This window comes from Collinsella tanakaei, assembly GCF_021531055.1.
Classification (GTDB): domain Bacteria; phylum Actinomycetota; class Coriobacteriia; order Coriobacteriales; family Coriobacteriaceae; genus Collinsella; species Collinsella tanakaei_B.
The window spans coordinates 174,786-201,275 of the sequence record NZ_JADYTL010000003.1; the positions used below are offsets into that span (position 1 = coordinate 174,786).

23 protein-coding genes are annotated in these 26,490 nt (G+C 63.5%); 8 read left to right on the forward strand and 15 right to left on the reverse strand.

The features are described 5' to 3' along the window. Nucleotides 1-50: 50 nt before the first annotated feature. The 4 genes from I6E04_RS04400 to I6E04_RS04415 all read right to left on the reverse strand — a co-directional run bounded on the left by I6E04_RS04400 (nt 51) and on the right by I6E04_RS04415 (nt 3,775). Complete coding sequence (locus I6E04_RS04400; RefSeq protein ID WP_235421949.1) at nt 51-1,073, reverse strand: HAD hydrolase family protein; 1,023 nt, start codon at nt 1,071-1,073, stop codon at nt 51-53. Nucleotides 1,074-1,137: 64 nt separating this feature from the next. Further along, on the reverse strand, nt 1,138-1,725 hold the full coding sequence (locus tag I6E04_RS04405; RefSeq protein ID WP_235421950.1) for a PRD domain-containing protein: 588 nt from the start codon (nt 1,723-1,725) through the stop codon (nt 1,138-1,140). After that, nucleotides 1,698-1,970, reverse strand: a complete 273-nt coding sequence (locus I6E04_RS04410) for a CAT RNA binding domain-containing protein (protein ID WP_235421951.1) — start codon at nt 1,968-1,970, stop codon at nt 1,698-1,700. Before I6E04_RS04410 ends, I6E04_RS04405 begins: the two co-directional genes overlap by 28 nt. A 377-nt stretch (nt 1,971-2,347) precedes the next feature. After that, nucleotides 2,348-3,775: a 6-phospho-beta-glucosidase gene (locus tag I6E04_RS04415; protein WP_235421952.1), complete on the reverse strand. Its 1,428-nt coding sequence runs from the start codon at nt 3,773-3,775 to the stop codon at nt 2,348-2,350. Here I6E04_RS04415 and I6E04_RS04420 point away from each other — a divergent pair. Continuing rightward, nucleotides 3,665-4,678: a MurR/RpiR family transcriptional regulator gene (locus I6E04_RS04420; protein ID WP_328225404.1), complete on the forward strand. Its 1,014-nt coding sequence runs from the start codon at nt 3,665-3,667 to the stop codon at nt 4,676-4,678. The genes I6E04_RS04415 and I6E04_RS04420 overlap by 111 nt on opposite strands. A gap of 65 nt (nt 4,679-4,743) precedes the next feature. Here the strand turns inward: I6E04_RS04420 and I6E04_RS04425 are convergent, their stop codons facing one another. Next, nucleotides 4,744-5,223 carry an S-ribosylhomocysteine lyase gene (locus I6E04_RS04425; RefSeq protein ID WP_235421954.1) on the reverse strand — a complete coding sequence of 160 codons (480 nt, stop codon included), beginning with the start codon at nt 5,221-5,223 and terminating at the stop codon, nt 4,744-4,746. A 553-nt stretch (nt 5,224-5,776) separates the two neighbouring features. Beyond that, nucleotides 5,777-6,832 (reverse strand): hypothetical protein, encoded by a 1,056-nt coding sequence (locus I6E04_RS04430; protein WP_235421955.1) that lies wholly within the window; start codon nt 6,830-6,832, stop codon nt 5,777-5,779. A gap of 634 nt (nt 6,833-7,466) precedes the next feature. On the opposite strand from I6E04_RS04430, the gene I6E04_RS04435 reads away from it, so the two are divergent. Together I6E04_RS04435 and moaC are read left to right on the forward strand one after the other, a co-directional pair. Beyond that, nucleotides 7,467-8,495, forward strand: coding sequence for a GTP 3',8-cyclase MoaA (locus tag I6E04_RS04435; RefSeq protein ID WP_419179988.1), 1,029 nt, complete (start codon nt 7,467-7,469; stop codon nt 8,493-8,495). Nucleotides 8,496-8,501: 6 nt separating this feature from the next. Continuing rightward, nucleotides 8,502-9,959 carry a cyclic pyranopterin monophosphate synthase MoaC gene (gene moaC, locus I6E04_RS09940; protein ID WP_235421957.1) on the forward strand — a complete coding sequence of 486 codons (1,458 nt, stop codon included), beginning with the start codon at nt 8,502-8,504 and terminating at the stop codon, nt 9,957-9,959. Between the two features lie 92 nt (nt 9,960-10,051). Here moaC and pflA read toward each other — a convergent pair whose 3' ends face one another. The 5 genes from pflA to I6E04_RS04465 form a co-directional block, all read right to left on the reverse strand. Beyond that, on the reverse strand, nt 10,052-10,852 hold the full coding sequence (gene pflA / locus I6E04_RS04445) for a pyruvate formate-lyase-activating protein (RefSeq protein WP_235421958.1): 801 nt from the start codon (nt 10,850-10,852) through the stop codon (nt 10,052-10,054). A 103-nt stretch (nt 10,853-10,955) separates the two neighbouring features. Continuing rightward, nucleotides 10,956-12,011, reverse strand: coding sequence for a Gfo/Idh/MocA family protein (locus I6E04_RS04450; RefSeq protein ID WP_235421959.1), 1,056 nt, complete (start codon nt 12,009-12,011; stop codon nt 10,956-10,958). A 38-nt stretch (nt 12,012-12,049) separates the two neighbouring features. After that, nucleotides 12,050-12,301: an autonomous glycyl radical cofactor GrcA3 gene (grcA3, locus tag I6E04_RS04455; RefSeq protein WP_235421960.1), complete on the reverse strand. Its 252-nt coding sequence runs from the start codon at nt 12,299-12,301 to the stop codon at nt 12,050-12,052. Between the two features lie 90 nt (nt 12,302-12,391). Beyond that, nucleotides 12,392-14,473 carry a formate C-acetyltransferase gene (gene pflB, locus I6E04_RS04460; RefSeq protein ID WP_235421961.1) on the reverse strand — a complete coding sequence of 694 codons (2,082 nt, stop codon included), beginning with the start codon at nt 14,471-14,473 and terminating at the stop codon, nt 12,392-12,394. Between the two features lie 304 nt (nt 14,474-14,777). Then, the gene (locus I6E04_RS04465) at nt 14,778-15,158 is read right to left on the reverse strand and encodes a PTS-dependent dihydroxyacetone kinase phosphotransferase subunit DhaM (protein WP_235421962.1); all 381 of its coding nucleotides are present in this window, start codon (nt 15,156-15,158) and stop codon (nt 14,778-14,780) included. A 315-nt stretch (nt 15,159-15,473) separates the two neighbouring features. Here I6E04_RS04465 and I6E04_RS04470 point away from each other — a divergent pair, with 315 nt between their 5' ends. From I6E04_RS04470 to I6E04_RS04480, 3 genes are all read left to right on the forward strand, one after another. After that, on the forward strand, nt 15,474-16,508 hold the full coding sequence (locus tag I6E04_RS04470; protein WP_235421963.1) for an SPFH domain-containing protein: 1,035 nt from the start codon (nt 15,474-15,476) through the stop codon (nt 16,506-16,508). A 105-nt stretch (nt 16,509-16,613) separates the two neighbouring features. Then, a complete protein-coding gene (locus I6E04_RS04475) occupies nt 16,614-16,796 on the forward strand; it encodes an Arc family DNA binding domain-containing protein (RefSeq protein ID WP_235421964.1) in 183 nt (60 codons plus the stop codon). 1,202 nt (nt 16,797-17,998) lie between these two features. Then, a complete protein-coding gene (locus I6E04_RS04480) occupies nt 17,999-18,163 on the forward strand; it encodes a hypothetical protein (protein ID WP_235421965.1) in 165 nt (54 codons plus the stop codon). Nucleotides 18,164-18,307: 144 nt separating this feature from the next. Here the strand turns inward: I6E04_RS04480 and I6E04_RS04485 are convergent, their stop codons facing one another. The 3 genes from I6E04_RS04485 to I6E04_RS04495 are packed head-to-tail and all read right to left on the reverse strand — an operon-like array spanning nt 18,308 to nt 21,586. Then, entirely contained in the window at nt 18,308-20,557 is a 2,250-nt protein-coding gene (locus I6E04_RS04485) for an ABC transporter permease (protein WP_235421966.1), read from the reverse strand. Then, nucleotides 20,547-21,356: an ABC transporter ATP-binding protein gene (locus I6E04_RS04490; protein ID WP_235421967.1), complete on the reverse strand. Its 810-nt coding sequence runs from the start codon at nt 21,354-21,356 to the stop codon at nt 20,547-20,549. The genes I6E04_RS04485 and I6E04_RS04490 overlap by 11 nt, the downstream gene beginning before the upstream one ends. Before the next feature lie 56 nt (nt 21,357-21,412). Next, nucleotides 21,413-21,586 carry a hypothetical protein gene (locus I6E04_RS04495; RefSeq protein ID WP_235421968.1) on the reverse strand — a complete coding sequence of 58 codons (174 nt, stop codon included), beginning with the start codon at nt 21,584-21,586 and terminating at the stop codon, nt 21,413-21,415. 560 nt (nt 21,587-22,146) lie between these two features. On the opposite strand from I6E04_RS04495, the gene vsr reads away from it, so the two are divergent. Together vsr and I6E04_RS04505 are read left to right on the forward strand one after the other, a co-directional pair. Further along, nucleotides 22,147-23,145 carry a DNA mismatch endonuclease Vsr gene (gene vsr, locus I6E04_RS04500; protein WP_235421969.1) on the forward strand — a complete coding sequence of 333 codons (999 nt, stop codon included), beginning with the start codon at nt 22,147-22,149 and terminating at the stop codon, nt 23,143-23,145. Nucleotides 23,146-23,598: 453 nt separating this feature from the next. After that, the gene (locus tag I6E04_RS04505) at nt 23,599-23,856 is read left to right on the forward strand and encodes a hypothetical protein (protein WP_235421970.1); all 258 of its coding nucleotides are present in this window, start codon (nt 23,599-23,601) and stop codon (nt 23,854-23,856) included. Between the two features lie 113 nt (nt 23,857-23,969). Here I6E04_RS04505 and htpG read toward each other — a convergent pair whose 3' ends face one another. Further along, the gene (gene htpG / locus I6E04_RS04510; protein WP_235421971.1) at nt 23,970-26,003 is read right to left on the reverse strand and encodes a molecular chaperone HtpG; all 2,034 of its coding nucleotides are present in this window, start codon (nt 26,001-26,003) and stop codon (nt 23,970-23,972) included. Nucleotides 26,004-26,490 lie beyond the last annotated feature (487 nt).

A 26,490-nucleotide genomic window follows, 5' to 3' on the forward strand; every position in this document is an offset into this window, starting at 1 on the left:
TGCCCCGCCCCCTGCGCGGGGCAATCGGAATCGTTACCAACTTTACTGCACTACAGCAACCCGAGATGCGAGAAAGCATTCCAAAGGCCGTCTTCGTCCACGTCAGTGGTCACGAAGTCGGCGGCCGCCTTGGCCTCGTCTCCCCCTCTGCCCATGCACACGCTCGTCGCGCACGCCTCGAACATGGGGATGTCGACTTTCGCGTCACCCATGGCGACCGTATCGGCCATGTCGACGCCCAGATACTCGACCACCCGACGCACGGCGACCGCCTTGTCGACGTCCTTGGTGGCCACGTCGCCGAACAGCGCGAGCTCGCCCGCGCCGCCCCAGGTGCCCACCTTCATGTCCGCCATGAGCAGCACGGGGATGACCGAGCTGGTGTAGCCGGAGGCGGGCATGATGATGGGGATGCCCAGGAACGTGGCGTACCAGGAGAAGGTACCGAAGAAGCCGAGGTCGACGCTACCGAGCACGTCGCCGCCGGTCAGCGCGACCATGGTCGGGTACACGAGGGCCACGCCGATGCCGAGCGCGGTGAACTCGGACATCTTGAACTTGCGCGCCGCGGTGATGGCGAGCATCACGGGCAGGAAGTAGAACAGGCCGTCGGCGATGGTGTAGAGCACCGTGTAGGCGCCGTCATTGGCGAACTCGGGGGCGAACTGCGTGATGCACGCCAGGATGCCCTTCATGATACCCGCGGCGCAGAAGGGGCCGAGGATGGGGGCGAAGATGCCCGAGATCAGGTCGATGGCGATGGCGGCGGGGGTCTTGGGGCCCTCGGCCTCGTCGACCTCGACGGCACCGCCCGCGGCGACGCCGGAGACCTTGATGAACTGCTCGTAGACGTCCTCGACCTTGTTGCCCACGACGACGTGGTACTGGCCGTTGGCGTTCATGACCTTGATGACACCGGGGAGCTTCTCGATGACCTCGGTGTTGGGCTTGGTGTCGTCCTTGAGCTTGAAACGCAGACGCGTGATGCAATGCGTCACGCTGTTGATGTTGTCCTTGCCACCGACATTCTCGAGAATGTCCTGGCAGAGCTGTGTGTAATCCTTACCGGCCACAGTCTCTCCTTCCAAAGATCCAACCGTGCTATGCGGACGCATCCGGGCCCGGGATGCGTCCCACCTACCGGCCCACGAGGAACCGGTTGATGTACACCATGAGGTAGAGGCGCTCCTCGCTGCCGCAGGCGCGGCCGTAGCGCTCCTTGAGGTAGTCGCAGATGAGATTCGTGCAGGCGCTGACCTCGGGGAAGTCCTTCGCGGCGCGGGCGAACAGCCCCTTGTTCTGCGACGAGGCGCTCTCGCCGTTGGTCAGGCGCTTGATAAGGTAGCGGACGTGGATCGCGAAACGGTTGTAGTTGTACGACGCGCGATCGATCTGGATGCCCAGGCACTCCTCGACGATGTAGGTGATCTCGTCGATGGAGCTCATGGCCTTCTGGAAATCGTGGAGGTTGTTGTCGAACTCGCCGCCCGCCTCGGCGGTCACGATGTGCATGGCGACCGAACAGGCCTCGGTACGGGGCAGCTCGACGCCGCAGCGCTCGCGGACGATCCCGATGCTCTGCTCGCCGACGCCGTACTCCTTGGTGTAGATAGCCTGCACCGTGGAGGCCAGGGGATTCTCGATCAGGATATCGTCCTCGGTACGCTCGATGGCGAACTGCAGGTGATCGGCGAGCGTTAGGAACAGATTGCGTTGAGGTCGCAATCGAGGGTCTTCGCAGCAAGGTTGGCGATCTCCACGGCCGAGGCCATGACCTCGGGCTTGATGGAGGAGACGGCCGTGAGCACCTCGTTGTCCACGTGGTGGAACACGGTCTGGATGCTCGACGTGTCCTCCAGCTCGTAGGGAGTGGCGGGAAAGCCCACGCCCTTGCCGAAGACAACAAGGTCCGTGCCGTCATCCGCTTGCGCGAGAGCAACGTTGTTGTTGATCTTCTTGATGATGAGCATGAAAAAAACTCCCTGGGGCCAACCTTGCGTGCATGGAACCCGAGCGCGGGGCTTCGGGTTGGCACGCAAATAATGCCTCCGGGGAGTAACAACTTTGCGCAGGGATTTCGGTAAACCTGCAGAACGCAAAATGGCTGTTTTTCTACCGCGAACGGTCGGCAATCGCCCGCGAACGGAACAGGGGTCGAGATTCAGCACCGCGGGATGGGACGACGTGTCCACCGCGCCCCACCGGAAACGGCAGACCGGGGTGTCCCGATTTTCTCCCGGCCACCTTTGCGACAAGATTGTACCTGGCACCATCTTGTCATGAAAACGGCGGGGAGCCCGAAGGCTTCCCCGCCGCCGATCCGTAACGCCCGGTTCACGCAGCCCGGTTACGCCAGATCCTCGCCGTTGGTCGCGATGACCTTCTTGTACCAGTCGAAGCTCTTCTTACGGGAGCGCGCCATGGTGCCGTTGCCGGCGTCGTCGCGATCCACGTAGATGAAGCCGTAGCGCTTGGACATCTCGCCCGTCGAGGCCGAGACCAGGTCGATCGGGCCCCAGGTGGTGTAGCCGAGCATCTCGACGCCGTCCTCGGTGATCGCGTCGCGCATGGCCTCGATGTGCTGGCGCAGGTAGTCGATGCGATAGTCGTCGTCGATCGTGCCGTCAGGGTTCGCCTCGTCCTTCGCGCCGAGGCCGTTCTCCACCACGAACAGCGGCTTCTGATAGCGGTCGTACAGGTCGTTGATGGTGATGCGGAAGCCCAGTGGGTCGATCGCCCAGCCCCACTGGCTCTTGGCCAGATACGGGTTCTGCACGCCCTTGAAGACGTTGCCGGCACCCTCCTCCTCGGCCGGCGGGTTGGCCGCCGCGGTGCGCGTGGAGTAGTAGGAGAACGAGATGAAGTCCACCGTGTTCTCGGCCAGGATCTTCTCGTCCTCGGCGGTCATGCCGACGTCGATGCCGCGACGCTCGAGGAACTTCTTGGCATACGCCGGATAGTGCCCACGGCTCTGGACGTCCACGAAGAAGTAGTTCTCCTGGTTCTTGATCTGGGCGTCGCGCACGTCGGCGGGGCTGCAGCTATAGGGATAGTACGTGCCGGCGGCGAGCATGCAGCCGATCTTCATCTCGGGGTCGATCTCGCGGGCGATCTTGGTCGCCCAGGCGCTCGCCACGAGCTCGTTGTGCGCGGCGAGGTGCTCCACGGCCTCGCGGTCCTCGCCTTCCTCGAACACCAGACCCGCGCCCATGAACGGCAGGTGCAGGATCATATTGATCTCGTTGAAGGTGAGCCAGTACTTGACCAGACCCTTGTAGCGGGTGAAGAGCGCCGTCACGAGGTTCTTGTAGAAGTCGATGAGCTTGCGGTTGCGCCAGCCGCCGTACTCCTTGATGAGGTGGATGGGGCAGTCGAAGTGCGTGATGGTCACGAGCGGCTCGATGCCGTGCTTCTTGCACTCGCGGAACAGGTCCTCGTAGAAGGCGAGGCCTTCCTCGTTGGGCTCGGTCTCGTCGCCGTTGGGGAAGATGCGGCTCCAGCCGATGGACAGGCGGTAAGTCTTGAAGCCCATTTCGGCGAACAGCGCGATGTCCTCCTTGTAGTGGTGGTACATGTCGATGGCGGTCTGCGCGGGATAGAAGTAGCCGTCCTCGAAGTCGAGCATCTTGCGCTCGCCGGCCATCACCGCCCAGCGTGCCTCGCCGTGCGGGATCACATCGACGTTGGCGAGACCGCGCCCGCCTTCGTCGTACGCGCCCTCGCACTGGTTGGCGGCGGTGGCGCCGCCCCACAGGAAGCCTTCGGGAAATGCCATGGACCTGTCCTTTCTCGCCTTCGGGACGCGCCTGCGCGCGGGTGCCCATCCGTCCATCGATGCCAGTATGCCCGATATACGCCCGCCGCGCAGCAGATGGCCCAGACCGTGCTCACCATGGGCAACCGTCTGCAGGAACTCTCGATCAAGGAGTTCGCCCGCGCCGCCGCCGTGTCCATCGCGAGCGTGCACCGATTCTGCAAGAAGCTCGACCTCGAGGGATACAAGGAACTCAAGGTCGAACTCGCCCGTTCGCTCGCCGCGCGCGCCGACGATGCGGCGGCGGTGGACATCAACTTCCCGTTCGGACCGGGTGACCAAGCGACGACCATCGTCCCGCGCATGCGTTCGCTCTACACCGCGACCCTGCGCGACACCTGCGAGATGCTCGACGAGGAGAGCCTAGCGTACGCCGCCCGCCTGCTCGGAGGCGCGCGACAGATCGTCATCTTCACCCAGTCGCACAACCTGCATCCGGCGCAGATGTTCCGCGATCGCCTCGTCTCGATCGGCCGCGATGCGCAGTGCCGCGGCGACAGCGAATGGCAGCTCAGGCGCGCGCTCGCCCTAGGCCCGCAGGATGTGGCGGTGATGATCTCGTACTCGGGACTCGCGCCCGGCATCGACGACCGGCTCGAGGTGCTGTCCGCCCGGCACGTCCCCACCGTCTATATCGGCACGCCTGACGCGCGCCGCCGACACCCGGGGCTCGACGCCTACCTGCTCGTCGCCGACCACGAGCATCTGCAGAACCGCATCACGCAGTTCGCGAGCCACATCGCCGTGCAATTCGTCCTCGATGCGCTGTTCAGCTGCATGTTCGCCGACAGCTACGACACAAGCACGGCGTTTTTGAAGGCATCGCTGCCCTACATGAGCCTGCTCGGTCGCAACCCTTCCTAGACGCCGCACCGCCGACAAGATGGTGCCGGGTACAAGCCTGTCGCGAGCCTATCGACCTTTGGCGACTAGTAGTGCAAGCGGGACTCGTCGGCGTGGGCGAGATCGCGTGTGAGGTAGCGCTCGGCGAGCCACCGGGCCATCGGCAGGTTCTGGTCGAGGTAGTTGCCGCACTCAGCGGGCGCGGCGCCGGGAATCTCGCCCTCGTAGTCGCGAACGAACTCGAACAGCTCGCGAACGAGCGGCAGGATCTCCTCGGAGGTCACCTCGCCGAACAAGACCAGGTAAAAGCCCGTGCGGCATCCCATGGGCCCGAAGTAGACCACACGGGGTGCCCACGTCGGATGGTTGCGCAAAAACGTCGCACCCAGGTGCTCGATCGTGTGGCATTCGGCCGTGTTCATGACCGGCTCGCGATTGGGCGCAGTCAGTCGCAGGTCGAACGTGGTGACCGCGGTGCCGGCCTGCGGATCGCGGTCGATGCGGGACACGTACACACCCGGCATGAGCCGAAGGTGGTCGACGGTGAAGCTTGCGATCTTATCCATGTGGAAATCCCCTTTCGCACCCTGCCGCCGCGTGTGTCGCGCGAGCCAGTGTGAAACATCGTGCAGGATAACACGTCTCGCGGTACCCATGCGTCGTGGAGAGTGAGGACGGGACATTCGCCATCGATGACAGATGGAGAGCGCTTTCGTATACGGCGCCAAACCATCTTGCCCGCGCACCAGCGCCCGGACGCCATGTAGGTCCCTCTACCAGCACCTAGCTAAAGTCCTGACGGTAAACCGTGGGACAGGCAGCCGCCACGCGGCAGCCCCGCACCCGGTTTCTGCAGTTTTTTGCAAGTTGTGTACCGCTCGATTTCGGTGTCTTGCCAAATGGCATATCCGATTGCAACAAAACCGCAGTTCGCTTGTCATCGCGAGGTGCCGTTTTTCCAGCCATCAAAATCATGAGGTACACAACTTGCAAAAAACTGCAGAAACCAGACCGGGCATTGCCGCGATCGGCTGCACCCGTATTTGATCCAACCCCAGCGGGTATTCATCGCCCCAAACGAACGCGACCTGAGCACAATGACAAACGAACCCGTGCACGCTAGAAATCGCGCGCGCCCCTGACGAACGAATCGAACAGCTCGATCTGCCGTTCCCGATACGCTTTCAGCGCTTTGCGACCCTCGACGCTGTCGCGCGGGACATTGAGGCTCGGCTTGCGCCTTTGCTTGAGCACCTTTCTCGCCCGCTCCCCCATGAGCACCAGATAATTGAAATCGGAGATGTCAGAGGTGACGAGCGTGAAATGCACGAGGTTTCGCACCGTCGCGATGGCGTTTGCGCGATGGCGGTCCTTGACCGCCTTAGCGCTGCCCTCGTGTGTGGAATCGGCATCGTAGTCAAATGCCACGTCGTAACGGACCCCCTTGTTATATGCGGAAATCACGATGTCGGGATACCGCGTCTCGGTCTTTACCTCTCCGAACATGTCGCGACCTGCATACACCTCGACGCTGGGATTAAGCGTGACGGCCCCGATATGCATGCCACCGTAATGGCACGGCAGGCCGTAAAACATCGCGAGCCCTGATTCTTTGGGCGACCAGGCGTGCTCGACTACGTAACGCAACGCCCTCCTCGCGGGTCGAACGCCCTTCATGCCCTGTGCGCGATCGAGAAACCTTCCGATACCCGACACGGAGGTGGGCCTGCGATCGGATGGCGCACGCTGAACCACTCCGCCATCGGCGAGCACATCGATACGGTAATCGGAGCAAAGCGCCATCCCCGTATAGACGGCGGCCTGCAGCGTCGACCCACACGCTACCTGTAGAAAGGCGAGTTCCGGACTCACGACGTAGAGTGGAATCTCATCCCAGCAGCTTGGAATGGAGACCAGTGAGCCCTCGGGCAAGCTCTCAGTGCAAACATGCGTGTTCAGGTTTTTCAAGTGCCTGCGCTTGGAGAGATCGTCCACGAGGACGTCGAGCTTAATGCCCTCTAAACGCAAGAACCACTGAAGGCGCGCGACGGATGATGCATCGGGCGCCGACGCACCCGCAACCGATGCGCGGCTCGTCCGCTCGCCTCGTATGCGGGGAAACTCATGGCGCATATACCAGGTGACGGCTGCTGTATGTGAAAGAATATACTTCATAGTTAATCATTATATCATTTCTATATTGTTTGTAACTATCTATTCACGGTTCACGGGCAACTCTCATGACGGGCGATAGCGCCTTTGCCGCCACGGCGGATGTGTCCAAGGCAGACTCGGCGTGCGTTTCTGCAGTTTTTTACTAGTTGTGTACCGCTCATATTCCGCTCCGGCGGTTTCGACACCGCAAACAGGCCACCCGGTCGACGTTTTCGCAGGTCGGGCGTATTAGGTCCTCTGTCCGTTTATGCCGTTTCCCCGAGTATCGAAATCGAGCGGTACACAACTTGTAAAAACCTGCAGAAAACGGTCTTCGGCCTGCCGCCAGGCGGGACAGACTCGGGCGAGGGCATCGCAGAAGCCGCACGTCAAGGCTTTTGCGCATCTTCGCGCCAGCAACCAAGCCCTTGGAAACCCGTGTCTTCCAAAAAGCGCGACGTGCGCCGTCCATCCGAACCGATGAGGCAACGCGCCGGATGCTGGGATATCGGTGTTATTCTTGGATGAGCATCATTCAACCCGAAAGGGCGTTTGGACTTTGACGACCCCCACGCAACAGGATGGCTTCGGCCGCAGCATAACCTACCTGCGCGTATCCGTGACGGATAAGTGCAACTACCGCTGCGTGTATTGCATGCCGCCCGAAGGCGTCGCGCGGCGCGATCACACCGAGCTGCTCACCGCTGAGGAGACGGCGCATTTCGTGCGCCTCGCGGCGGCCGAGGGCATCCGGCACGTTCGCCTCACCGGGGGCGAGCCGCTCGTGTCGCGCCGCATCATCCCGCTCATCCGCGCGATCCGAGCAATCCCGCAGGTCGAGGACATCTCGCTCACCACCAACGGGGCTCTGCTGCCCGCGCTCGCACCCGAACTGCGCGACGCGGGGCTCGACCGCGTCAACATCTCGCTCGACACGCTCGATCCCGAGCAGTTCGCGCGGATCACGCGGTGCGGCCGCCTCGAGCAGACCCTCGCCGGCATCGACGCCGCACTCAACTTCGGATTCTCCCCCGTCAAGATCAACAGCGTCGTGGTGCGCCGTCTTGATCAAGACGTGCTCGGGCTGGCACGGCTTTCGGTCGACCGCCCGATCCACGTGCGCTTTATCGAGTACATGCCCATCGGCGGCAAGGGCAACCGGGGACAGGGCGACCGCGAGCCCCACTGCTTGCCCGGCATGGGTGCGAACAATCCCGTGGCACACGATGCGGCATCGAGCTACCCGACGCAGTCCGGCGCCCAGGATGCCCTCAAACCCGGAACCTGGAATGAAAGCGATATCGTCCCCAGCGATGAGCTGCGCGAACGCATCTCGCGCGAGGGCATCGCCGCAGGTCTCGGCCCACTGGAGCCTGTCGGTACGGCTCCGGGCGGCGTCGGACCTGCCCGATACTGGCGGTTTGCCGCGGCAGCCGGCACCGTCGGCTTCATCTCGGCGATGTCGAACCATTTTTGCGCGCAGTGCAACCGCCTGCGCCTCACGTCCGACGGCAAGCTACGGCCATGCCTGTTCTCTGATGACGAATACCTCGTGCGCGATGCGCTGCGGGACCACGACGACGCACTGGCGCGCGCCATCTACCGCGAGGCGGTCGCACGCAAACCCAAAGAGCACGATCGCGTCGATGGCACGACGCGCTTCATGTCGCAGATCGGAGGCTGATCGTCCATGGCACGACGCAAGACCGGCAAGACCACCATCAAACGCGCAACCGGCGAGACGTATCCCGTCTCCGTCGTGGGCGAGCCGCCTGCGCAAGACGAGGAGCGGGCGGGCGGCGGCGCGGCGGCGGCGTCCGACGCGGCTGCGTCCGACGGGCCTACCGGAGTCAACGGTGCGGACATGACGGACAGTACCACCGCGATCGACGGTGTGGATGTGAGGGACGGCGCGCCCGCGCCCGCCGCCCACACCGCAGCTCCCACCCGCGACGGCGCGGGCGACGTGCTCACCCACGTCGATGACAAGGGCGATGTGCGCATGATCGACGTCTCCGGCAAGGCGGTGACGCAGCGGCTCGCCGTCGCCGAGGCCACGATCCTCATGCACCCCGAGACGCAGACGATGGTACTCGAGGACCGCGCCAAGAAAGGCGACGTCCTCGCCTGCGCGCGCGTCGCGGGCATCATGGCGTCCAAGCGCACCGGCGAGCTCATCCCCATGTGCCACCCGCTCATGATCACCAAAAGCGCGGTGGATATCGAGCCCATCCCCGCGAGCGGCGAGGGCGCGCGGGACGACGGCCGCGTGGGCTTTCGCGTACAGGCGACGTGCGGCGTGACCGGCGTGACCGGCATCGAGATGGAGGCGCTCACCGCCGCCTCCGTCGCCTGCCTGACCATCTACGACATGTGCAAGGCCGTGGACCGCGGCATGGAAATCGTCGACGTGCGCCTGCTGCGCAAAGAGGGTGGCAGGTCGGGCACGTGGGAGCGCGAGGACAAGGTGCCCGCAACGGACGCGGTGCCCGCCGTCGAGACCCCCACAGCCCCGGCAGATGCCGACGCAGAAACACCTGCCTCTCCGACCTCTCCCCTGCCCGGCGGGCCGATCGCGAACGGCGCCGCGGCGCCGGCCATCGCGTTCATCGGCTATCAGAACTCCGGCAAGACCACGCTGGTCGAGAAGGTCATCGCGCGCCTCACCCAACGCGGGCTGCGCGTGGGCTCCATCAAGCATCACGGCGAGAAGAACATCGAGGTCGATCAGCCCGGCAAGGACTCCTGGCGCCATGCGCGCGCAGGCAGCCGGCATGTGGGCCTCGTCTCCCCGGGGCGATTCGCGGAGTACGCCGACACCGCCGAGGAGGTCCCGGTCGCCGACCTGCTCACGCATTTCACCGACGTCGACGTCGTGGTGGTCGAGGGATACAAGACGGCGGAACTGCCCAACATCGTCGTGAGCCGCTCGGGCGTCGACCGCCTGCGCGGTGACAGCTCCTACGACCTGGTTGACGAGCACACCGTCGCCATCGCCTGCAATGAGCTGGTCGAACGCGATTTTCGCGCCCGCGCCGCCAAGGAGGCCGACGAGGATGGCGAGCCCCGGGCGCTGCCGCCGTTTTTGAACATCAACGATGCAGCGGAAATCGTCAATTTCATCATGCGTCGCATCGGCCGCGCCTAGGCGGACGCAACCGACACGAAGGGGCCGGGTGCGAACCCGTCGCGACAGGTTCGTACCCGGCCCCATCTTGTCACGCGGCCCCTTCGTGCCCGCTACCCGCGCGCAGCGCGCATGCCGCGCAACACGGCGCGGCGCAGGTCGGGAATGCGCTCCTTATCCATGGGCTCCACGCCGGCGAGCGGGTACGCGATACCCAGCTGCTCGTACTTGGCGACGCCCATGGTGTGGTACGGCAGCATCTCGAGCCCCACGACGTTGTGCCACGGCGCGATGAGTCGCCCCAGCGCCTCGCATTCCTCCACGGTATCCGTGTAGCCCGGCACGACCACGTGGCGGATCACCACGTCGATACCGCGGCGCGCGAGCTCATCGCCGAACGCCAGGATGCGCGCCGGGTCGCGCCCGGTCAGCGCACGATGCCCCGCGGGATCGGCGTGCTTGATGTCGAGCAGGACCAGGTCGGTCTCGTCGAGCACGCGCGCCGTACGCTCGGGATGCGCCGGGTCGAACGCATAGCCGCAGGTATCGAGGCATGTATGGACCCGTCCGGCAGGGCGTGCGTGCATGGCGGCGAACAGATCGGCCAAAAAGTCCGATTGCAGCAGAGGCTCGCCACCCGACACGGTGATGCCGCCCGTGCGATAGAAGGGCCGGTTGCTCTCGAACTCCTCGACCAGCTGCTCGACCGCCACGGGCGTTCCGGCTCCGGGGCCGGCATCCCACGTATCGGGGTTGTGGCAAAACAGGCAGCGCATGGGGCAGCCCTGCATGAACACCACGAAGCGAATCCCCGGCCCGTCGACGGTACCCATACTCTCGACGGAATGGATTCGTCCGAGCGCATAGTCCGACTGTATGGGCCCATCCGGCATATCGAAAGTCTTGCGCGCCATCGGGCGCCCCTCCTTAGAGCGACACGTTCGCGTCGGGCACGCTTGCGCCTGCGTCCGACACATCTGCACCTATGTCCGGCGCGTTCACGCCCAGCTCGACCTGCTAGCAGGCGTCGGCGGGAAACGCGATGCCCGCCTGGCGACGCGCCTCGTCCATGATGGAAAGCGAGGCGCAGGTGATGCGCTCGAACTCGTCCGCCTCGCGCTCACCGCGGACGCATGCGACAAAATCCTGCAGCTCATAGCACATGTTGTTATCGCACGGAGCGAACGGCAGCGGCTCGCATACGTCGCCGACCGTGAACTGGCCGGGGCGGGACGCTCCCCCGCATGCCTGCCCGCGCACCGTCAGCGTACCCTCGAGCGGAACCGACACGCCGCCGTAGGTGATCGTGCCGAGCTCGCCTTCGATCTGGCAGGGCAACAGATCCGTGGTGATCTTGGAATACGCCAGCTCGGCGACCATATCAGGATACCGGGCAAGGATCGTGCCCGCCCCGTCGATCACGCCGCCCGTGGTCGCGCAGTCCTCCCCGGCGATGCGCACGGCCTCGCACGCAATCGCCTCGGGCTCGCCGAACAGCGCCACGCACGCCTCGACGCAGTACACGCCGATATCCATGAGAGCGCCGGTCGCCATGCGCGCGTCGAAGATGTTGGTCTGACGCCCCGCCAGCACCTCGTCGTAGCGCGACGAGTACTTACCGAAGCGCAGGCTCGCCCGCCGCACGCGCCCGATGCGCGGCAGCGCGGCGCGCAGCACCTCGTAGGCGGGGTCGTGCACCGAGCGCATGGCCTCCATGACCACGACGCCGGCTGAACGACCCGCCTCGAACAGCATGCGCGCCTGCGCGGCGTTCGCACAGATCGGCTTTTCCACGAGCAGGTGCTTGCCGGCACGGATGCAGGCGAGCGCCTGCTCGGCGTGGAGCGCGTTGGGGCTCGCGATGTAGACCGCGTCGACCTCGTCGCAGGCCGCCACCTCGGCGACCGTCGTGAACGCCCGCGTGCCGCCGAACCGCGCGGACACCCGTGCGGCGCGCTCGGCGTCGCGCGACATGCTGCCCACGTAGACGGCCTCGTCACTCGACGAGACGGCGTCCAGGAAACTCTCCGAGATCGAACTCGTGCCGATGACCGCGAACCTCACGCGCTCCATCGCGACCTCCTCACCGTGCCGGATGAACCGGCGACAACCTACATCTGCTCGTGGAACGTGCGCGAGATGACCTCGTCCTGCTGCTCCTTCGTGAGGTTGTGGAAGTTGACCGCGTACCCGGACACACGCACAGTAAGCTGCGGATACTTCTCGGGATGGGCCTGTGCGTCGAGCAGCGTGTCGCGGTTGAACACGTTGACGTTCAGATGGTGGCCGCCCTTCTCGGCGTAGGCGTCGATCATGCTCACCAGGTTGTCGGCCTGGTTCTGGGAAACCTCGGAAACCTTCATGTCATGCTCCTTCGATAGGTCGTGGAAAACGCGTCGCGTCAGGCGCCGCCACCGGCAGGCTGGACGCCGCCGCCGGCGTGCCGGGCGCCGTTACTGGCAGCAGTCGCAGCTGGGCGCGGGATTCTCGAACTCGATCTCGCCCAGGTCGACGTCGCCGAAGAACACCTGGTCCTCCTTGCCGAGCGCGCCCGGGATGATCGAGAAGGTATTGGAGATGCCGTCCTGCGCATCGCGGAACGGCAGCTTGGCCACACTCGACAGTGAAGCGATGGCGCCGTGCGAATCGCGTTGGTGCATGGGGTTGGCGCCCGGCGCGAACGGCTCGCCCGCGCGGCGACCGTCGGGCGTGGCACCGGTCTTCTTGCCGTACACCACGTTCGACGTGATGGTGAGCACCGAGGTCGTCGGCACCGAATCGCGATAGGTCTCGTTGCGGCGCACGAACTCCATGAACTCGTGCACGACGTCGTGGGCGATCTTGTCCACGCGGTCGTCGTCGTTGCCGTACTTGGGGAAGTCGCCCTCGATCGTGAAGTCGACGATCACGCCGTTCTCGTCGCGCACCGGGTGCACCTTGGCGTACTTGATGGCGGACAGCGAGTCGGCCACGACGGACAGACCGGCAATGCCCGTGGCGAACCAGCGGTGCACGTGATGGTCGTGCAGCGCCATCTGGATCGCCTCGTAGCAGTACTTGTCGTGCATGTAATGGATGATGTTCAGCGTGTTCACGTACACGCCGGCGAGCCAACGCATCATCTCGCGGTACTTGCCCATGACGTCGTCGTAGTCGAGCGTGTCGCCCTCGACGGGCCGGTAGGCCGGACCGACCTGCTTTTTGGAGACCTCGTCGATACCGCCGTTGAGTGCGTAGAGCAGGCACTTGGCGAGGTTGGCGCGGGCGCCGAAGAACTGCATCTCCTTGCCCACGCGCATCGAGGACACACAGCAGGCGATCGCGTAGTCGTCGCCGTGGTAGACGCGCATCACGTCGTCGTTCTCGTACTGGATCGACGAGCTGGCGATCGAGGTCTTGGCGCAGAACTCCTTGAACGCGTGGGGCAGACGCGTGCTCCACAGTACCGTGAGGTTGGGCTCGGGCGAGGTGCCCATGTTCTCGAGGGTGTGCAGGTAGCGGAAGCTCATCTTGGTGACGAGCGTGCGGCCGTCGACGCCCATGCCGCCGATGGACTCGGTCACCCACTGCGGGTCGCCGGAGAACAGCGCCTGGTACTCGGGGGTACGCGCGAACTTGACCATGCGCAGCTTCATGATGAAGTGGTCGACGAACTCCTGGATCTGCTCCTCGGTGAAGGTGCCGCGGCGCAGGTCGCGCTCAGCATAGATGTCGATGAACGTCGAGGTACGGCCGATGGACATAGCGGCGCCGTTTTGCTCCTTGACGGCGGCGAGGTAGGCGAAGTACATCCACTGGATGGCCTCCTGCGTGTTGGCCGCCGGGCGCGAGATGTCGAAGCCGTACGCCCCACCGAGAGCCTTGAGCTGATGCAGGGCGCGGATCTGCTCGGAGAGCTCCTCGCGATCGCGGATGACCGCCTCGGTCATGGTATCCGGCGTGGCGGCCTTCTGGGCCTCCTTGTCGCGGATGAGGAAGTCCAGGCCGTAGAGGGCCACGCGGCGGTAGTCGCCGATGATGCGGCCGCGGCCGTAACCGTCGGGCAGACCGGTGATGATGTGCGCCGAGCGGCAGGCGCGCATCTCGGGCTTGTACACGTCGAACACGCCGGCGTTATGCGTCTTGCGCTTGTTGGTGTAGATGTCGACGATCTCGGGGTCCACCTCGTAGCCGTGCTGCGCCGCCGCCTGGCAGGCGATGCGGATGCCGCCGTTGACGTGCAGGGCGCGCTTGAGCGGCTTGTCGGTCTGCAGGCCGACGATGGTCTCGAGCTCGGGATGGTCGGGCACGATGTAGCCGGCGGGATATGCCGTGATGCCCGTCACGAGATCGGTCTCGATATCGAGGGCGCCGCCTTTCGCGCGCTCCTCCTCCAGCAGGCCGAGCACCGTGTTCCACAACTCGGTGGTGCGCTCGGTCGGCCCGGCGAGGAACGACTCGTCGCCCTCGTAGGGGGTGTAGTTGCGCTGGATGAAGTCGCGGACGTCCACCTCATCCTGCCAGATACCGCCTACAAAGTCTTCCCATGCTTTCATTGGTGCAACCACGCTCCTCGCGGTCGTGCGCATGCCGGTTCGGCAGGCGCCTGGTGAATGCCGTAGCGGCGGGCGACGGATGTCGTCGTGCCCGTATGCCAAGCGGGTTGTACCCGCTGTTGGATATGCTATTCACTCTGTAACATATTTGGTGCCCGCTGACTACACGACATAGGATAGTATAAAAACACCACGGTGCCGCGGCCTTGGGCAGCTTGTCGTGGTTTTCACATTCCGGGATGTGCGAAATGTTCGGATTGGCCGTATAGAGGGCCGAGCGGATGTTGACGGATGACGGTGAAGCCTAGAACTTGCGCAGCGAGGACAGCGAGCGGAGCGACTGCATGATGCTGTCGCGGTCGATACCCGCCTGCGACTGCACCGTCGCCTCGACCGCGCCCTCGACGAAGGGACAGTCGGCCATGCATACATCCGGGTCGTGCAGATCGGACAGGACCATCTTGACGATTGCGGCGGAGGCGCCCATGTCCATGATGACGATGACGCCGTCCGGCCCGTTGACTGCGGAGATGGCGGCGCGGACGCGCGTATAGCTCGTACCGAACGAGCCGTCGGGCAGCCCGCCGGCAAGCGCCACCGGGGCCTTGGGGGCGATGGCCTCGGTGTAGTCATGTAGCGCCTCGACGAGCGCCTTGGAATGCGAGACGAGCACGATCCCCACCATGGCGGCCACTCCTTTCCCCTGCAAGACCGTCATACGAGCACATGGTACCCGTTTCACACCCTTCGAAACATTCCCTCACGGAAAGGAAAGCCTGCCCCGCCCCCTGTATCCCAATTTCCTCCCGGCCCCCTTTTGGGACATGGTGGAATGCCGTTCACCGATGGGTCGAACGGCGTCTTGACGAGAAACCAATGTGATATCACAATGCAATCAACGGGACGCACGGGTCCCGTCGGGGACTGCCCCCCCCCGAAGCAATACGGGGCAGCGTCCGGGCTGTCACGCAAACGCGGACGTCGTTCGAAAGGAACTTCCATGAGCGTGGAAAAGCAGATCAAGGCCAAATCCGGTTGGGGTATGCTCGCCGTCGTCTGCGTGGCGTTTGTCGCCATCGTCGTCGTATTCATCCTGAGCATCATCGGTCTTGCCGACGCCGAAGACGCCGGCGTTCCCATCAACCCGCTGCACGGCTGGGGTCTGGGCTTGAGCATCGCCGCGTTCTGCCTCGTTTGGATCCCCGTCTGCGGCTTCTTTACCCTGCAGCCCGGCCAGGCGCGCGTGTGCATCCTGTTCGGCGACTATAAGGGCACGGTGCGCGACGGCGGTTTCCGCTGGGCCAACCCGTTCTACAGCCGCTCGATGGGCACGAATGCCTCTGCCGAAGAGGCGACCGCCGAGGTCCTCTCCAAGTCGAGCCTATCGCTCGGCAAGCAGATCAGCGTCGCCGCCAAGGCATCCAGCAACCTGTCGACCAAGGTGAGCGTACGCGCCCGCACCCTGAACGGCGAGATCCTGAAGGTCAACGACAAGATGGGCAACCCCATCGAAATCGCGAACGTCGTGGTGTGGCACGTCGCCGACACCGCAAAGGCCCTATTTGACGTGGACAACTACGAGCAGTTCGTCTCCACCCAAGCCGAGACGGCGTTGCGCCACGTGGCGAGCATCTACGCCTACGACCACCTGGAGGACAACTCCGACGACGCCGGCGCCATCACGCTGCGTTCCAACATCGAGGAGGTCTCCGAGGCGCTCAAGCGCGAGCTCACCCAGCGCCTGGCACCGGCCGGCGTAACCGTGGACGACGCCCGCCTCACGCATCTGGCCTACGCGCCCGAGATCGCCCAAGCGATGCTACGCCGCCAGCAGGCCGAAGCCGTCATCGCCGCACGCAAGAAGATCGTCGAGGGCGCGGTGTCGATGGTCGATATGGCGGTGAAGGAGCTCGCCGACGGCGGCACCATCGAGCTGGACGAGGAGCGCAAGGCGCAGATGGCCTCGAACCTCATGGTCGTGCTGTGCGGCGAATCCGAAGCGCATCCGGTTCTCAACACCAGCTCCCTCTACTAGCCCCGGGAAAATAGGGACAGGCACCATTTTCCCAGTATCAGCCCCGTATGGGAAAATGGGGACAGGCACCATTTTCCCATCCCGCACGTCAAAGCAGGTGTCCGCATGGCACGCAAGCAGTATCCACTCCGTATAGACCCCGCCATCTGGGAGGCCGTTCAGCGCTGGGCCGACGATGAGATGCGCAGCGCCAACGGTCAAGTCGAGTGGATACTGCGTGACGCCCTGAAGCGCGCCGGTCGTCTGCCCAAGAAAAAGCCGAGCGCTGACGAGCGCGCCGACCGGTAATGCCCCACGCCCCCACGACCTCACGTGGGGCACGATGCGCGTGCGCGGTTTTGGAACACCTGCTTCCCGACTGCGCGCCTACCGCACGCCAAGACCGGGCAATTTGTTCAGATATGAAGGTTTGGACCTCCTAAAACGCCATCAAATCGGGCTGTTTTGGCAGTACCGTAACTTCTGCAGCCATGCTGTCGACCGCGCATCAGTCGATAGGCAAACTAAGATATTACGTTTTGTGAGATTCCATCATCCGCGGCAGATGCACAACCTTCATATCTGAACAAATTGCCCACCTTCGCGACGCGCACCAGAAATGTCCCAGTTTTCTCCTGGCCCTTTTTGGAATACGCAGGACCTTTTGGAGCAGAGGCATCACAGATCGCACAGATATATGACCGCCCCCTTGTCAAAAGATGCCGTTCGCGACGGAGAACACGACTTAAGAGGTTCTTCAGACTAATCCGACGCCCCTGAGGTACATTCTTTATCGGCGCACCAATCGACCGTCGAGGCGCCCGCGGCGCCTTGGCAACGCTGAACAGGAGATGACACGATGCGCATCGCAACGAAGAGAAAAGAGGACCCTCACCTCGCCGAGACGAACGCTCCCCAGGTGACAACCGCCAAACGCCCGAAACGCTCAAAGGACCAGCGACTCAACCTTAAGCGTTCATACGAAGCGTTTTTGGAAGCGACCAAGAAGGCGGGAGACTCCGCCAAGAGCGTCTGCATTCCCTCCGAGGTCTGGCCGATGCGCCCATACGCGGCATCCATCTAGGCCCTCTTGCATCTGACGCCTTGCCGCACGCGCGCGAGGCACCGAGGCCCCGCAAGCCGGATCACACCGGTTCGCGGGGCCTTTCCATGGGCATGATCGACGTGTGCTGACAGGCGGTGATGAGGATGCCTAGCACGACGATATGAAGAAATTGTGGTCGCATTGCCACAAAAGACGCCAAAAGGGGCACGCAAGGCCCCGAAATCCGCGCTCCACCACTATCCCGCAGTGCAGCATATGCTGCAAAAACAAGGTGTTTACCTGCGCATTATGTGCAACTCTTGAATCGTTTCCAAATGATTGCCAGCGACCCTTGAAACCGTCTGGGCGTCCGATTAGACTTGCCCTCGGCAAATCGGTGAACGGACGATTACCCACAGTAAACGGTCCGTTCAAGTCCATAGCATATCGAAGGAAAGGAAGAACTATGGCCGCCATCAACCTGCTCCAGTCCACCGCCAAGGCTATTGCGAACATCTTCTCCAACGAGCTCGAGGCCGCCGTGCCCGGCATCAGCACTGGTGCCTATCTCGACCGCGCCGCTCACGTGACCCCGAAGGCATCCTCCGCCTACGGCCGTCTCGCCGCCTAGTTCATCTGTGACATACCGTTCGCCCCGCGCGAACGGGAAAGACCCGCAGGAAGCGCATGCTGCCTGCGGGTCTTTTGCATTGCGGCCACGGTGGACCTTCTCGAGCGACTGCCGCGTTTCTCGAAAAGCGGCCAGACCTCTCGCTTACGCGGCGTGACGGGTACGGATGGCGTCGCGCACGATACCCCTGCCCATGACGTACGTCACGCAGAAGTAGCCGCCGTAGGCGATCAGGAAGATGAGCGTGGTGATGCCCACCATGCCGCCGATCGTCATGCCGCCGAACAGCGCCACGAGCTTGATGATGACCGAGAGTGCCACGATCGAGTGCGCGATACCGACCACGACGGGAAACACGAAGAAAATCGTCTGCTGCACGAACACCGAGTGATAGATTTCGCGGACCGACGTGCCGAGCTCGGAGAGGATCCGGTAGTTCCTGCTGGCGTCGGACACGCCGGAGAGCTGCTGGATGGTGAGGATCGCCGCGCAGGCCACCACGAGCACGAAGCCGATGTAGATCGCCAGATAGCTGATCAGACCGTTCATGGAATCGACACTTTGGTACGTGGTGGTGCGCGTGGCCTCGACGCCCCAGCCCGCCACGGATTCGCCCGCCGCATTCGTGACGTCGCCGTAGGTGCGATAAGCGCCGATATAGGCATCGCCCTCGCCGACCGAGACGTCATCGGCGTAGTCCACCATGAGGTAGCTTATGTAGGGCGACAGATCGAGAGCGGCCACCAGATCGTCCGGCAACACGATGGTGCCCGAGTTCATGCCCATCATGGCGTTTTGGAACGTGCTCGCGTCCTCGGGCACGCGGTCCTGCACGGGACGGAGTGCCCGGCCGCCGATCGTGAGCTCGACGCCCTCGGCGAGCACCTTGTTGTAGATGTCGTTTACCGTGGCGCCCATGTCGGAGGTGATCGTGTAGCCGTTCTCGCCGAGCTCGATAGTTTCCATGCCCCGGAAGCGCAGGTACTCGTTGTAGTTCGACTCCGTCATGACCGCAAGGCCGAGCGTGGTCATATCGGAGGTCTCGGTGCCGGCGGGCAGGTCCATGTGCACGAGCCGACAAAGATCCCACAGCGTCACCACGGGCTTATCCGCGTCGCGCGGGATGGAGTCGTAGGTGTCAACCTGCACGGAAGCACCGGCGATGGATGCGAGGTCGAAGGGACGGGCATCGGCGGTGTCGGGATCCACGGTGTCGCCCGCGCTCGCCTGCATCATGTCGATCGGGTCGTCCGCCACGGCGTAGCGCGAAGCATCCGAACGGTCGGCAACCGCCTCCGCATCGCTCGGTGCGCCCGCATCGTGCGCCTCCTGCGCCTGCACCTCGGCGTTCATCTCGTCCACCACGTCGGCGCTCCAATAGACAAGGCAGCGCGTGTAGTCCACCGGCGTACCGCGCTCCACCGTGCTGTTCATCGTGCTCGCGAGCGACATGCCCGTCGTCACGGACGTGATGGCCAAAAACAGGATCATCGCGATGACAGCCATGGACAGGCTCACCGTGTTGACCTTGGCGGACAGCTGCCGCAGCGTGACCATGTTGAGGCCGCGCCAATACAGGCCGCGCGCGCTCTGCAGCGCCTTGAGCAAAAAGCCCGACAGTCCGTAGAAGAACAGGATGGTGCCGACCACCACGATGGCGGTCGTGATGCCGAATGTCTGCATCCCTTCGGGCGTGCCGTCATACGGCAGGCCGTCGTGCAGCAGCCGCACGTACGCGACGACGATGGCGGCAAGGCCCACAAGGAAGATGACCGCCGAGACCCACGGGTTACGGGTCTTGATCGCCTCGTTTTGCCGTCCGGCGCTCATGAGGTCGATGATCTTGGCGCGCGCCACCACGCGCAGGTTGAACACAAGCGTGACGAGGAAGATCGCCGCCAAGCAGCCCACGGTCATCGCGAAGGCACCGAGCGAGAAGAAGAAGTGGAAGTCGGCGATCTGCGTCTTGAACAGCGAGGCGGTGAAGAACACCATGAGCTGCGAGAGCGCGAGCCCGCAGACGATGCCGAGCGCGAGCGCCGCCATCGACACGAACAGGGTCTCGAACGTCATGATGCGCGCGACCTGCCCCTTGCTCATGCCGAGCACCTGATAGAGACCGAACTCCTTCTTGCGGCGCTTCATGATGAAGTTGTTGGCGTAGACCATGAGAAAGCCCATCACCACGGCGAGGAAGACCGTGAGGCCGCTGATGATGCCACCGAGCGTTTCGCCCATGCCGGCGTTCTGCGCGGTTACGCCGGCGAGGTCGACCTGCACCGAGATCGTGTTGAACGCGTAGAACACGGTGACGGCGAGCGTGAGGGTGAGTAGGTAGACGAGGTAGTCCCTGCCGGCGCGGCGCACGTTGCCCCAAGCGAGCTTACAGAGCATCGGAACCCTCACCGCCCATCATCGCCACGACCTCCATGATGCGGTTGAAGAACTCCTGGCGGCTCGCGGCTCCACGGCGCAGCTCGGTGAAGATGCGGCCGTCGCGGATGAACAGTACGCGATTGGTGTAACTCGCGGCGAAGCTGTCATGCGTGACCATGAGGACGGTCGCCCGATAGGTGCGGTTCATGGTCTCGAAGCACTCGAGCAGCAGACGCGCGTTCTTGGAGTCCAGCGCGCCCGTAGGCTCGTCGGCCATGATGATCGCGGGATCGCCGACCAGCGCGCGAGCCGCGGCGACGCGCTGCTGCTGGCCGCCGGACATCTGGTAGGGGTACTTGTCGAGCACGCCGGTGATCGACAGGCGCGAGGCCACCGCCTCGACGCGGACCTGCACCTCGCGCGCGGGCACGCGGCTGATGGTGAGCGGCAGGGCGATGTTCTCGCGCGCGGTCAGGGTGTCGAGCAGGTTGGAATCCTGGAAGATGAAGCCGAGCTGCTCGCGACGAAAGCGCGTGAGCTTGGCAGGTTTCATGCCGGTCACGTCGACCCCGTCGATGAAGACGTGGCCGCTCGTCACGGCGTCGATGGTGGATACGCAGTTGAGCAGGGTCGACTTACCCGAACCCGATGCGCCCATGATGCCCACGAACTCGCCGCGCTGCACGGTGAACGAGACGTCGGCGAGCGCGCGGGTCACGTTGTTGCGCGACCCGTAGACCTTCTCGACGTGCCGGACGTCGAGCACGGGCGGCTGCGCGGCAGCCCCGGTCGTATCGGTGAGATGTTGCATCTGCATAGCTCGTGTTTCCTTTCCTGTAGTAACCATAGCAAGACGAAGGGCCGGCGCGGCCCTTATCGGGAATTCGTCCACAGCAGCCAGATCATGCCGAGCGACAGCACGGCCATGATCAGCAGCCACAGGAGCATCTCGAGTGCGCTCATGCCGACGCCCTGCGGCTCCTCGCGCACGTCGTAGGGATTGCGACGCGGGATGTCGGACTTCGTGTTCATATCGATCGCCTCCATGACGACCACCTCCTGAGGATATGGTCGCGCAGGTAGCAGAGCGTATCCATCGATTTGGCTTACATCTGGATTGCGCTTTTGTAAGGTTGGTTAAGGCGGGCTTAAGGCCGGGGCGCCTGCACGGTGCGCCTCGGCGCGACGGGCAATAGCGCACTTTCAGCACGGCGAAATATAACCGCGGCGCAGCATGCCGACGCCTTACGAACGTCCATCTTGCTGGATTTGCACTTTTCGGGGGTTTTGACGACGCTATTTTGGAATTCGGCAGTTTTCCAGCCTTTGCGCAAAAACGCTAAGCTTCTGACCTGCGCTTTTGCTACCAGCCAAAACGGACAAGAACGAAAACCCCCGAAAAGTGCAAATTCAGCAAGTTGGGCAACCGGAAACGGTTTTCATGCGCAGAGAATCGAGCGGTTACCTAGCCGCGAAAGGGGTCACGCCGTTCAATCTAGGCCGATCGTGCGCTCGGGGGCGTTGATGCGGTCCGGCTCTAGTCCATCCCGCGCGCAGGCGCACCCGCGCCGCTCGATCAGGTCCCATCCCGTGTAGAATGGTGTGCCATGAAGACGATACATGTGGCAGCAGGCATCATACGCAGAGACGGCGATGGCGACGAAGTGCTCGCCGTTCAGCGCGGCTATGGCGATATGCAGGGACTTTGGGAGTTTCCGGGCGGCAAGGTGGAGCGCGGCGAATCGCCGGAGGACGCCTGCGTGCGCGAACTTGCCGAAGAGCTGCAGATCCGCGTGACGGACCTGCGGGATTTCTATACGGTCGAATACGATTACGAGGACTTCCATCTCTCGATGGAATGCTTTTTCTGCCGTATCGACGCGAGTGAGGGCAGCGCGGAGCCGCAGCGCAGCGACCGACAGCTGGATATCCGTTGGGTCAGCCGCCGGTCGCTGGCAAGCCTGGAGTGGATGCCAGCGGACAAGGGCCTCGTCGAGGCGCTCGCCCTCGATGGCACCGAGGCGAACGGACGCGGGATCGATGATGCGGCAGCTGGCGATGGCGGTCCATCGCCAGCAGCGGACGCTGCCCCGAAGCCGCGGCCGCGTCGGAAATCCCGCACGACGAGGAAGAAACCCTCGCTACTCGACGGCATCGACACGAGCGACCTGACCGCCGCCGAGACCGAACTCGTGCGCCGCCGCGCCGCCATCCGCAAATCGATGCGCGGCAACAAGCGAGCCGACACCAAACCCGAGATGCTCGTACGGCAGCGCCTGCGCGAGGCGGGGCTCACCGGTTACCGCCTGCAATGGAAGAAGGCGCCCGGCCGTCCCGACATCGCGTTTCCGGGTCGGCGCATCGCGATCTTCGTAAACGGGTGCTTTTGGCATCGTTGCCCGAACTGCCACCCCAGCATGCCCAAGCGAAACACCGAGTTTTGGGAGGCCAAGTTCCGCCGCAACATGGAGCGCGACGCCCGCGCCCTCGCCGAGCTCGAAGAGCTGGGCTGGACCGCCATCACCATCTGGGAATGCGAGCTCAAGCGCGACCGCATCGACGAGACCATGGCGCGCGTCATCGACCAGATCCGCGCTGTCGGCTAGCGTGGGAGCACCCCGGGCTGGCACACGAAGAGAGCCGGGGGCGAACGCCGTCCCCGGCTCTCCGACCTCCCCGCCTCTCGAAGGCTCTCACCGGATATCTCGGTGGGGAGGACCCTTTCTCTATTCTCTTTATTGCCGCGCCGCGGTGGGATATGCACGCAACCCGCCAAGTCGGCAGCACATGTCGGCAGACGGCCGTTCTCGCACCGCGAACGGCTCACACCGTACCCCACACATTTACGACACACGCACCGGGTGCCCGAACGCACCGCCCGTTCGCGTAAATACGCCTGTTCACCACTATCTACCTGCAGCATCACGAAACGTTCAAACAGGCGTAAGCAAGGCTTAAACAGGGGTTGCACCGTAGCGCGGGCATAATGGGGTCAGCGCACGGAAAGAAAAGCGACACCTGATGTGCGCGGTATCTGGCGGATGAGCGAGGAGGCCGGCATGCATCCTTCCCAACATGCAGCAAGCACATGGTCGCCATTGCAGCCATCCCAACGTGCAGACCGATTCTCCTTCCCCCCGACACAGAGAAACGGCCTCCTCGTCTCCCCCGCCGATCTTCACGACGACACCTCACCAGATGCCGACCATGACGACGAGCCGCATCGGTCGACGAATCAGCAGAAGAACCTGCAGCATTCGCTCGATCGTCTGCTCGACAGCATCGATCATCTGAATCCCCGTGCCGTGGCGGTCTAGCCGCCGCACCCATCCCGCGGCAATTCCATCTGCGTACGCAGCAAAAAGGGCACCGACGCGCGTCGGTGCCCTTTCCATGTACGGACCCTGCGGACCCGCCTCGTCGCCGTACCCTACATCAGCGCGCACACGCTTGCCGCGAAGGCAACGGGGTCCTCGGGCAGGATGCCCTCGACCAGCAGCGCCTGGTCGTACAGCAGACCGGCATAGCGCTCGACCTTCTCGGTGTCGCCGTCCTTCTGCGCGGCGACGAGCTTGGCGAACACCGGGTGCTTGGCGTTGAGCTCCAGCACGCGCTGCGACTTGGGCAGCCCCTCCATATCGCCCTCCGGACCGCGCTGCAGGACCTTCTCCATCTCGAGCGACAGCATGCCCTCGGTGGTGATGCAGGCCGGAGACTCGTCCTCGCCCACCAGACGCGCCGACACCGCGACCTTCTCGACCTTGTCGCCCAACGCGCTCTTCATCGCCTCGAACAGGTCCTCGTTTTCCTTGGTCGCCTCCTCGGCGTCCTTCTTCTCGTCCTCGGTGGCAAGATCCAGATCGCCGGCGGCGACGTTCTTGAGCTCCAGATGGCGATCCTCGACCTCGGGCTCGGCGCCGTCGGCCACGGCCTTGGCCGCCGCCTCGCGAGCGGCCTCGTCCTCGTAGATCTTGGGCAGGTCGTGCGCCACGTACTCGCGCATAGCTTGGAACGTGAACTCGTCGATGTCGGACGTAAGCAGCAGCACATCGTAGCCGCGCGCGAGCACACCGGTCACCACCGGCATCTTGGACAGGCGATCACGGTCGTCGCCTGCGGCGTAGTAGATGGCCTTCTGGTCGTCGGGCATGGCCTTCGCGTACTCGGCGAGCGTGACCATCTTGCGCTCCTTGGCGCTCCAGAACAGCAGCAGGTCGGCCAACTCGTCGGCCTTCATGCCGTAGCTCGAGTAGATACCGTACTTGAGGCCGCGACCGAAGTTCTCGAAGAACGTCTCGTAGGTCTCGCGATCGTTGTCACGCATGTCCTCGAGCTCGCTGGTGATCTTCTTTTCCACGCGACGCGCGATGGCGCGCAGTTGGCGGTCGTGCTGCAGCGTCTCGCGGCTGATGTTGAGCGACACGTCAGCCGAGTCGATCACGCCGCGCACGAAGTTGTAGTAGTCGGGCAGCAGGTCGGCGCACTTTTCCATGATGAGGACGTTGGAGCTGTAGAGCGCCAGGCCCTTCTCGTAGTCCTTGCTGTACAGGTCGAACGGCGCTCGGCCGGGCACGAACAGCAGAGCGTCGTACTCGAGCGTGCCCTCGGCGTGGAAGCTGATGGTGCGTGCGGGATCTTCGAAATCGTGGAACGTCGACTTGTAGAACTCGTTGTAGTCGGACTGCTCGACATCGGAGCTGCGCTTTTTCCAGATGGGTGTCATCGAGTTGATGGTCTCGAGCTCCTCGTAGCTCTCGTACTCGGGCTTGTAGTCGTCGCCTGCGTCCTCGGGCTTGGGCTTCTGGCGACTCTTGGAAACCATCATCTGGATCGGGTAGCGCACGTAGTTGCTATAGCGCTTGATGAGGTCGCGCAGGCCCCACTCGGTCAGGAAGCGATCGTAGTCCTCGCCAGCCTCGCCATTGGCGTCGGCGTCGGAATCGCGCATGGTCAGGATGACGTCGGTGCCGTGACCGGCGCGCTCGCCAGGCTCGATCGTGTAGCCCTCCAGGCCGTCGCTTTCCCACACGTTCGCCTCGTCGGAACCGTAGGCGCGGCTCACGACGCGCACGTGCTTGGCCACCATGAACGCCGAATAGAAGCCGACGCCGAACTGGCCGATGATGTCGACGGCGTCGCCCTGGCTGTCGGCGTTCTCGGTCTTGAACTCCTGGCTGCCGGAATGGGCGATCGTGCCGAGGTTCTTCTCGAGCTCATCGGCCGTCATGCCGATGCCGTTGTCCGAGATGGTGAGCGTGCGGGCATCGTGGTCAAACGACACGCGGATGGCAAGGTCGTCCTCGCCGAGCTTCACGCTGTCGTCCGACAGGCTCTTGAAATTGAGCTTGTCGACGGCATCCGACGCGTTGGAGATCAGCTCGCGCAGGAAGATCTCCTTATTGGTGTAGATGGAATTGATCATCAGGTCGAGCAGTTTTTTGCTCTCCGTCTTGAACTGGCGCATGGGCGTACGACTTCCTTCCTTGCTCCGTTTTGCAAATGCTGGCAAACCGGATCTGCCATTTTTCAACAGTGACTATACTACCCATAACAGCGCTCATAAAACCTGAGCGTTAAAGACTTAGATTTATCTCCAGATGACTAGGCTTCGGCTGCCGCCCTCCTGCCGGCGCGTGACGCATGCCGGAGTAAGCGTTCGTTTCCGTTATCGTGGTCACGATGACACGATTCCTGTCAGTCCGCCGCTGAATCACCCCTCAGAAACGCCTTGAAAAGCGCGCTAAAATGTACAATGCAGCGCTCTGCGGCGAAAAACAGCAGAAGTGAGCCGCGTCAACGTCCCATGCCACGAGAAGTGAACTGCGCCACAGACTCCAACCGCCTCCTCATGGACGTCGCAACGACAGTAATCGTGCTCTCGTGACCATAATCGCGATCACGAACAAAAAACTCACCACAACAGTGCGCACCAGCCGAGCACTATCTTACTG

What these genes read in the sequence shown, in the direction of transcription:
- I6E04_RS04410 (WP_235421951.1), bottom strand. Translation starts at nt 1,970, where the DNA reads ATGCTCATCATCAAGAAGATCAACAACAACGTTGCTCTCGCGCAAGCG.
- I6E04_RS04415 (WP_235421952.1), bottom strand. Translation starts at nt 3,775, where the DNA reads ATGGCATTTCCCGAAGGCTTCCTGTGGGGCGGCGCCACCGCCGCCAAC.
- I6E04_RS04425 (WP_235421954.1), bottom strand. Translation starts at nt 5,223, where the DNA reads ATGGATAAGATCGCAAGCTTCACCGTCGACCACCTTCGGCTCATGCCG.
- I6E04_RS04430 (WP_235421955.1), bottom strand. Translation starts at nt 6,832, where the DNA reads ATGAAGTATATTCTTTCACATACAGCAGCCGTCACCTGGTATATGCGC.
- I6E04_RS04435 (WP_419179988.1), top strand. Translation starts at nt 7,467, where the DNA reads ATGCCGCCCGAAGGCGTCGCGCGGCGCGATCACACCGAGCTGCTCACC.
- moaC (WP_235421957.1), top strand. Translation starts at nt 8,502, where the DNA reads ATGGCACGACGCAAGACCGGCAAGACCACCATCAAACGCGCAACCGGC.
- pflA (WP_235421958.1), bottom strand. Translation starts at nt 10,852, where the DNA reads ATGGCGCGCAAGACTTTCGATATGCCGGATGGGCCCATACAGTCGGAC.
- I6E04_RS04450 (WP_235421959.1), bottom strand. Translation starts at nt 12,011, where the DNA reads ATGGAGCGCGTGAGGTTCGCGGTCATCGGCACGAGTTCGATCTCGGAG.
- grcA3 (WP_235421960.1), bottom strand. Translation starts at nt 12,301, where the DNA reads ATGAAGGTTTCCGAGGTTTCCCAGAACCAGGCCGACAACCTGGTGAGC.
- pflB (WP_235421961.1), bottom strand. Translation starts at nt 14,473, where the DNA reads ATGAAAGCATGGGAAGACTTTGTAGGCGGTATCTGGCAGGATGAGGTG.
- I6E04_RS04465 (WP_235421962.1), bottom strand. Translation starts at nt 15,158, where the DNA reads ATGGTGGGGATCGTGCTCGTCTCGCATTCCAAGGCGCTCGTCGAGGCG.
- I6E04_RS04470 (WP_235421963.1), top strand. Translation starts at nt 15,474, where the DNA reads ATGAGCGTGGAAAAGCAGATCAAGGCCAAATCCGGTTGGGGTATGCTC.
- I6E04_RS04475 (WP_235421964.1), top strand. Translation starts at nt 16,614, where the DNA reads ATGGCACGCAAGCAGTATCCACTCCGTATAGACCCCGCCATCTGGGAG.
- I6E04_RS04480 (WP_235421965.1), top strand. Translation starts at nt 17,999, where the DNA reads ATGGCCGCCATCAACCTGCTCCAGTCCACCGCCAAGGCTATTGCGAAC.
- I6E04_RS04485 (WP_235421966.1), bottom strand. Translation starts at nt 20,557, where the DNA reads ATGCTCTGTAAGCTCGCTTGGGGCAACGTGCGCCGCGCCGGCAGGGAC.
- I6E04_RS04490 (WP_235421967.1), bottom strand. Translation starts at nt 21,356, where the DNA reads ATGCAGATGCAACATCTCACCGATACGACCGGGGCTGCCGCGCAGCCG.
- I6E04_RS04495 (WP_235421968.1), bottom strand. Translation starts at nt 21,586, where the DNA reads ATGGAGGCGATCGATATGAACACGAAGTCCGACATCCCGCGTCGCAAT.
- vsr (WP_235421969.1), top strand. Translation starts at nt 22,147, where the DNA reads ATGAAGACGATACATGTGGCAGCAGGCATCATACGCAGAGACGGCGAT.
- I6E04_RS04505 (WP_235421970.1), top strand. Translation starts at nt 23,599, where the DNA reads ATGCATCCTTCCCAACATGCAGCAAGCACATGGTCGCCATTGCAGCCA.
- htpG (WP_235421971.1), bottom strand. Translation starts at nt 26,003, where the DNA reads ATGCGCCAGTTCAAGACGGAGAGCAAAAAACTGCTCGACCTGATGATC.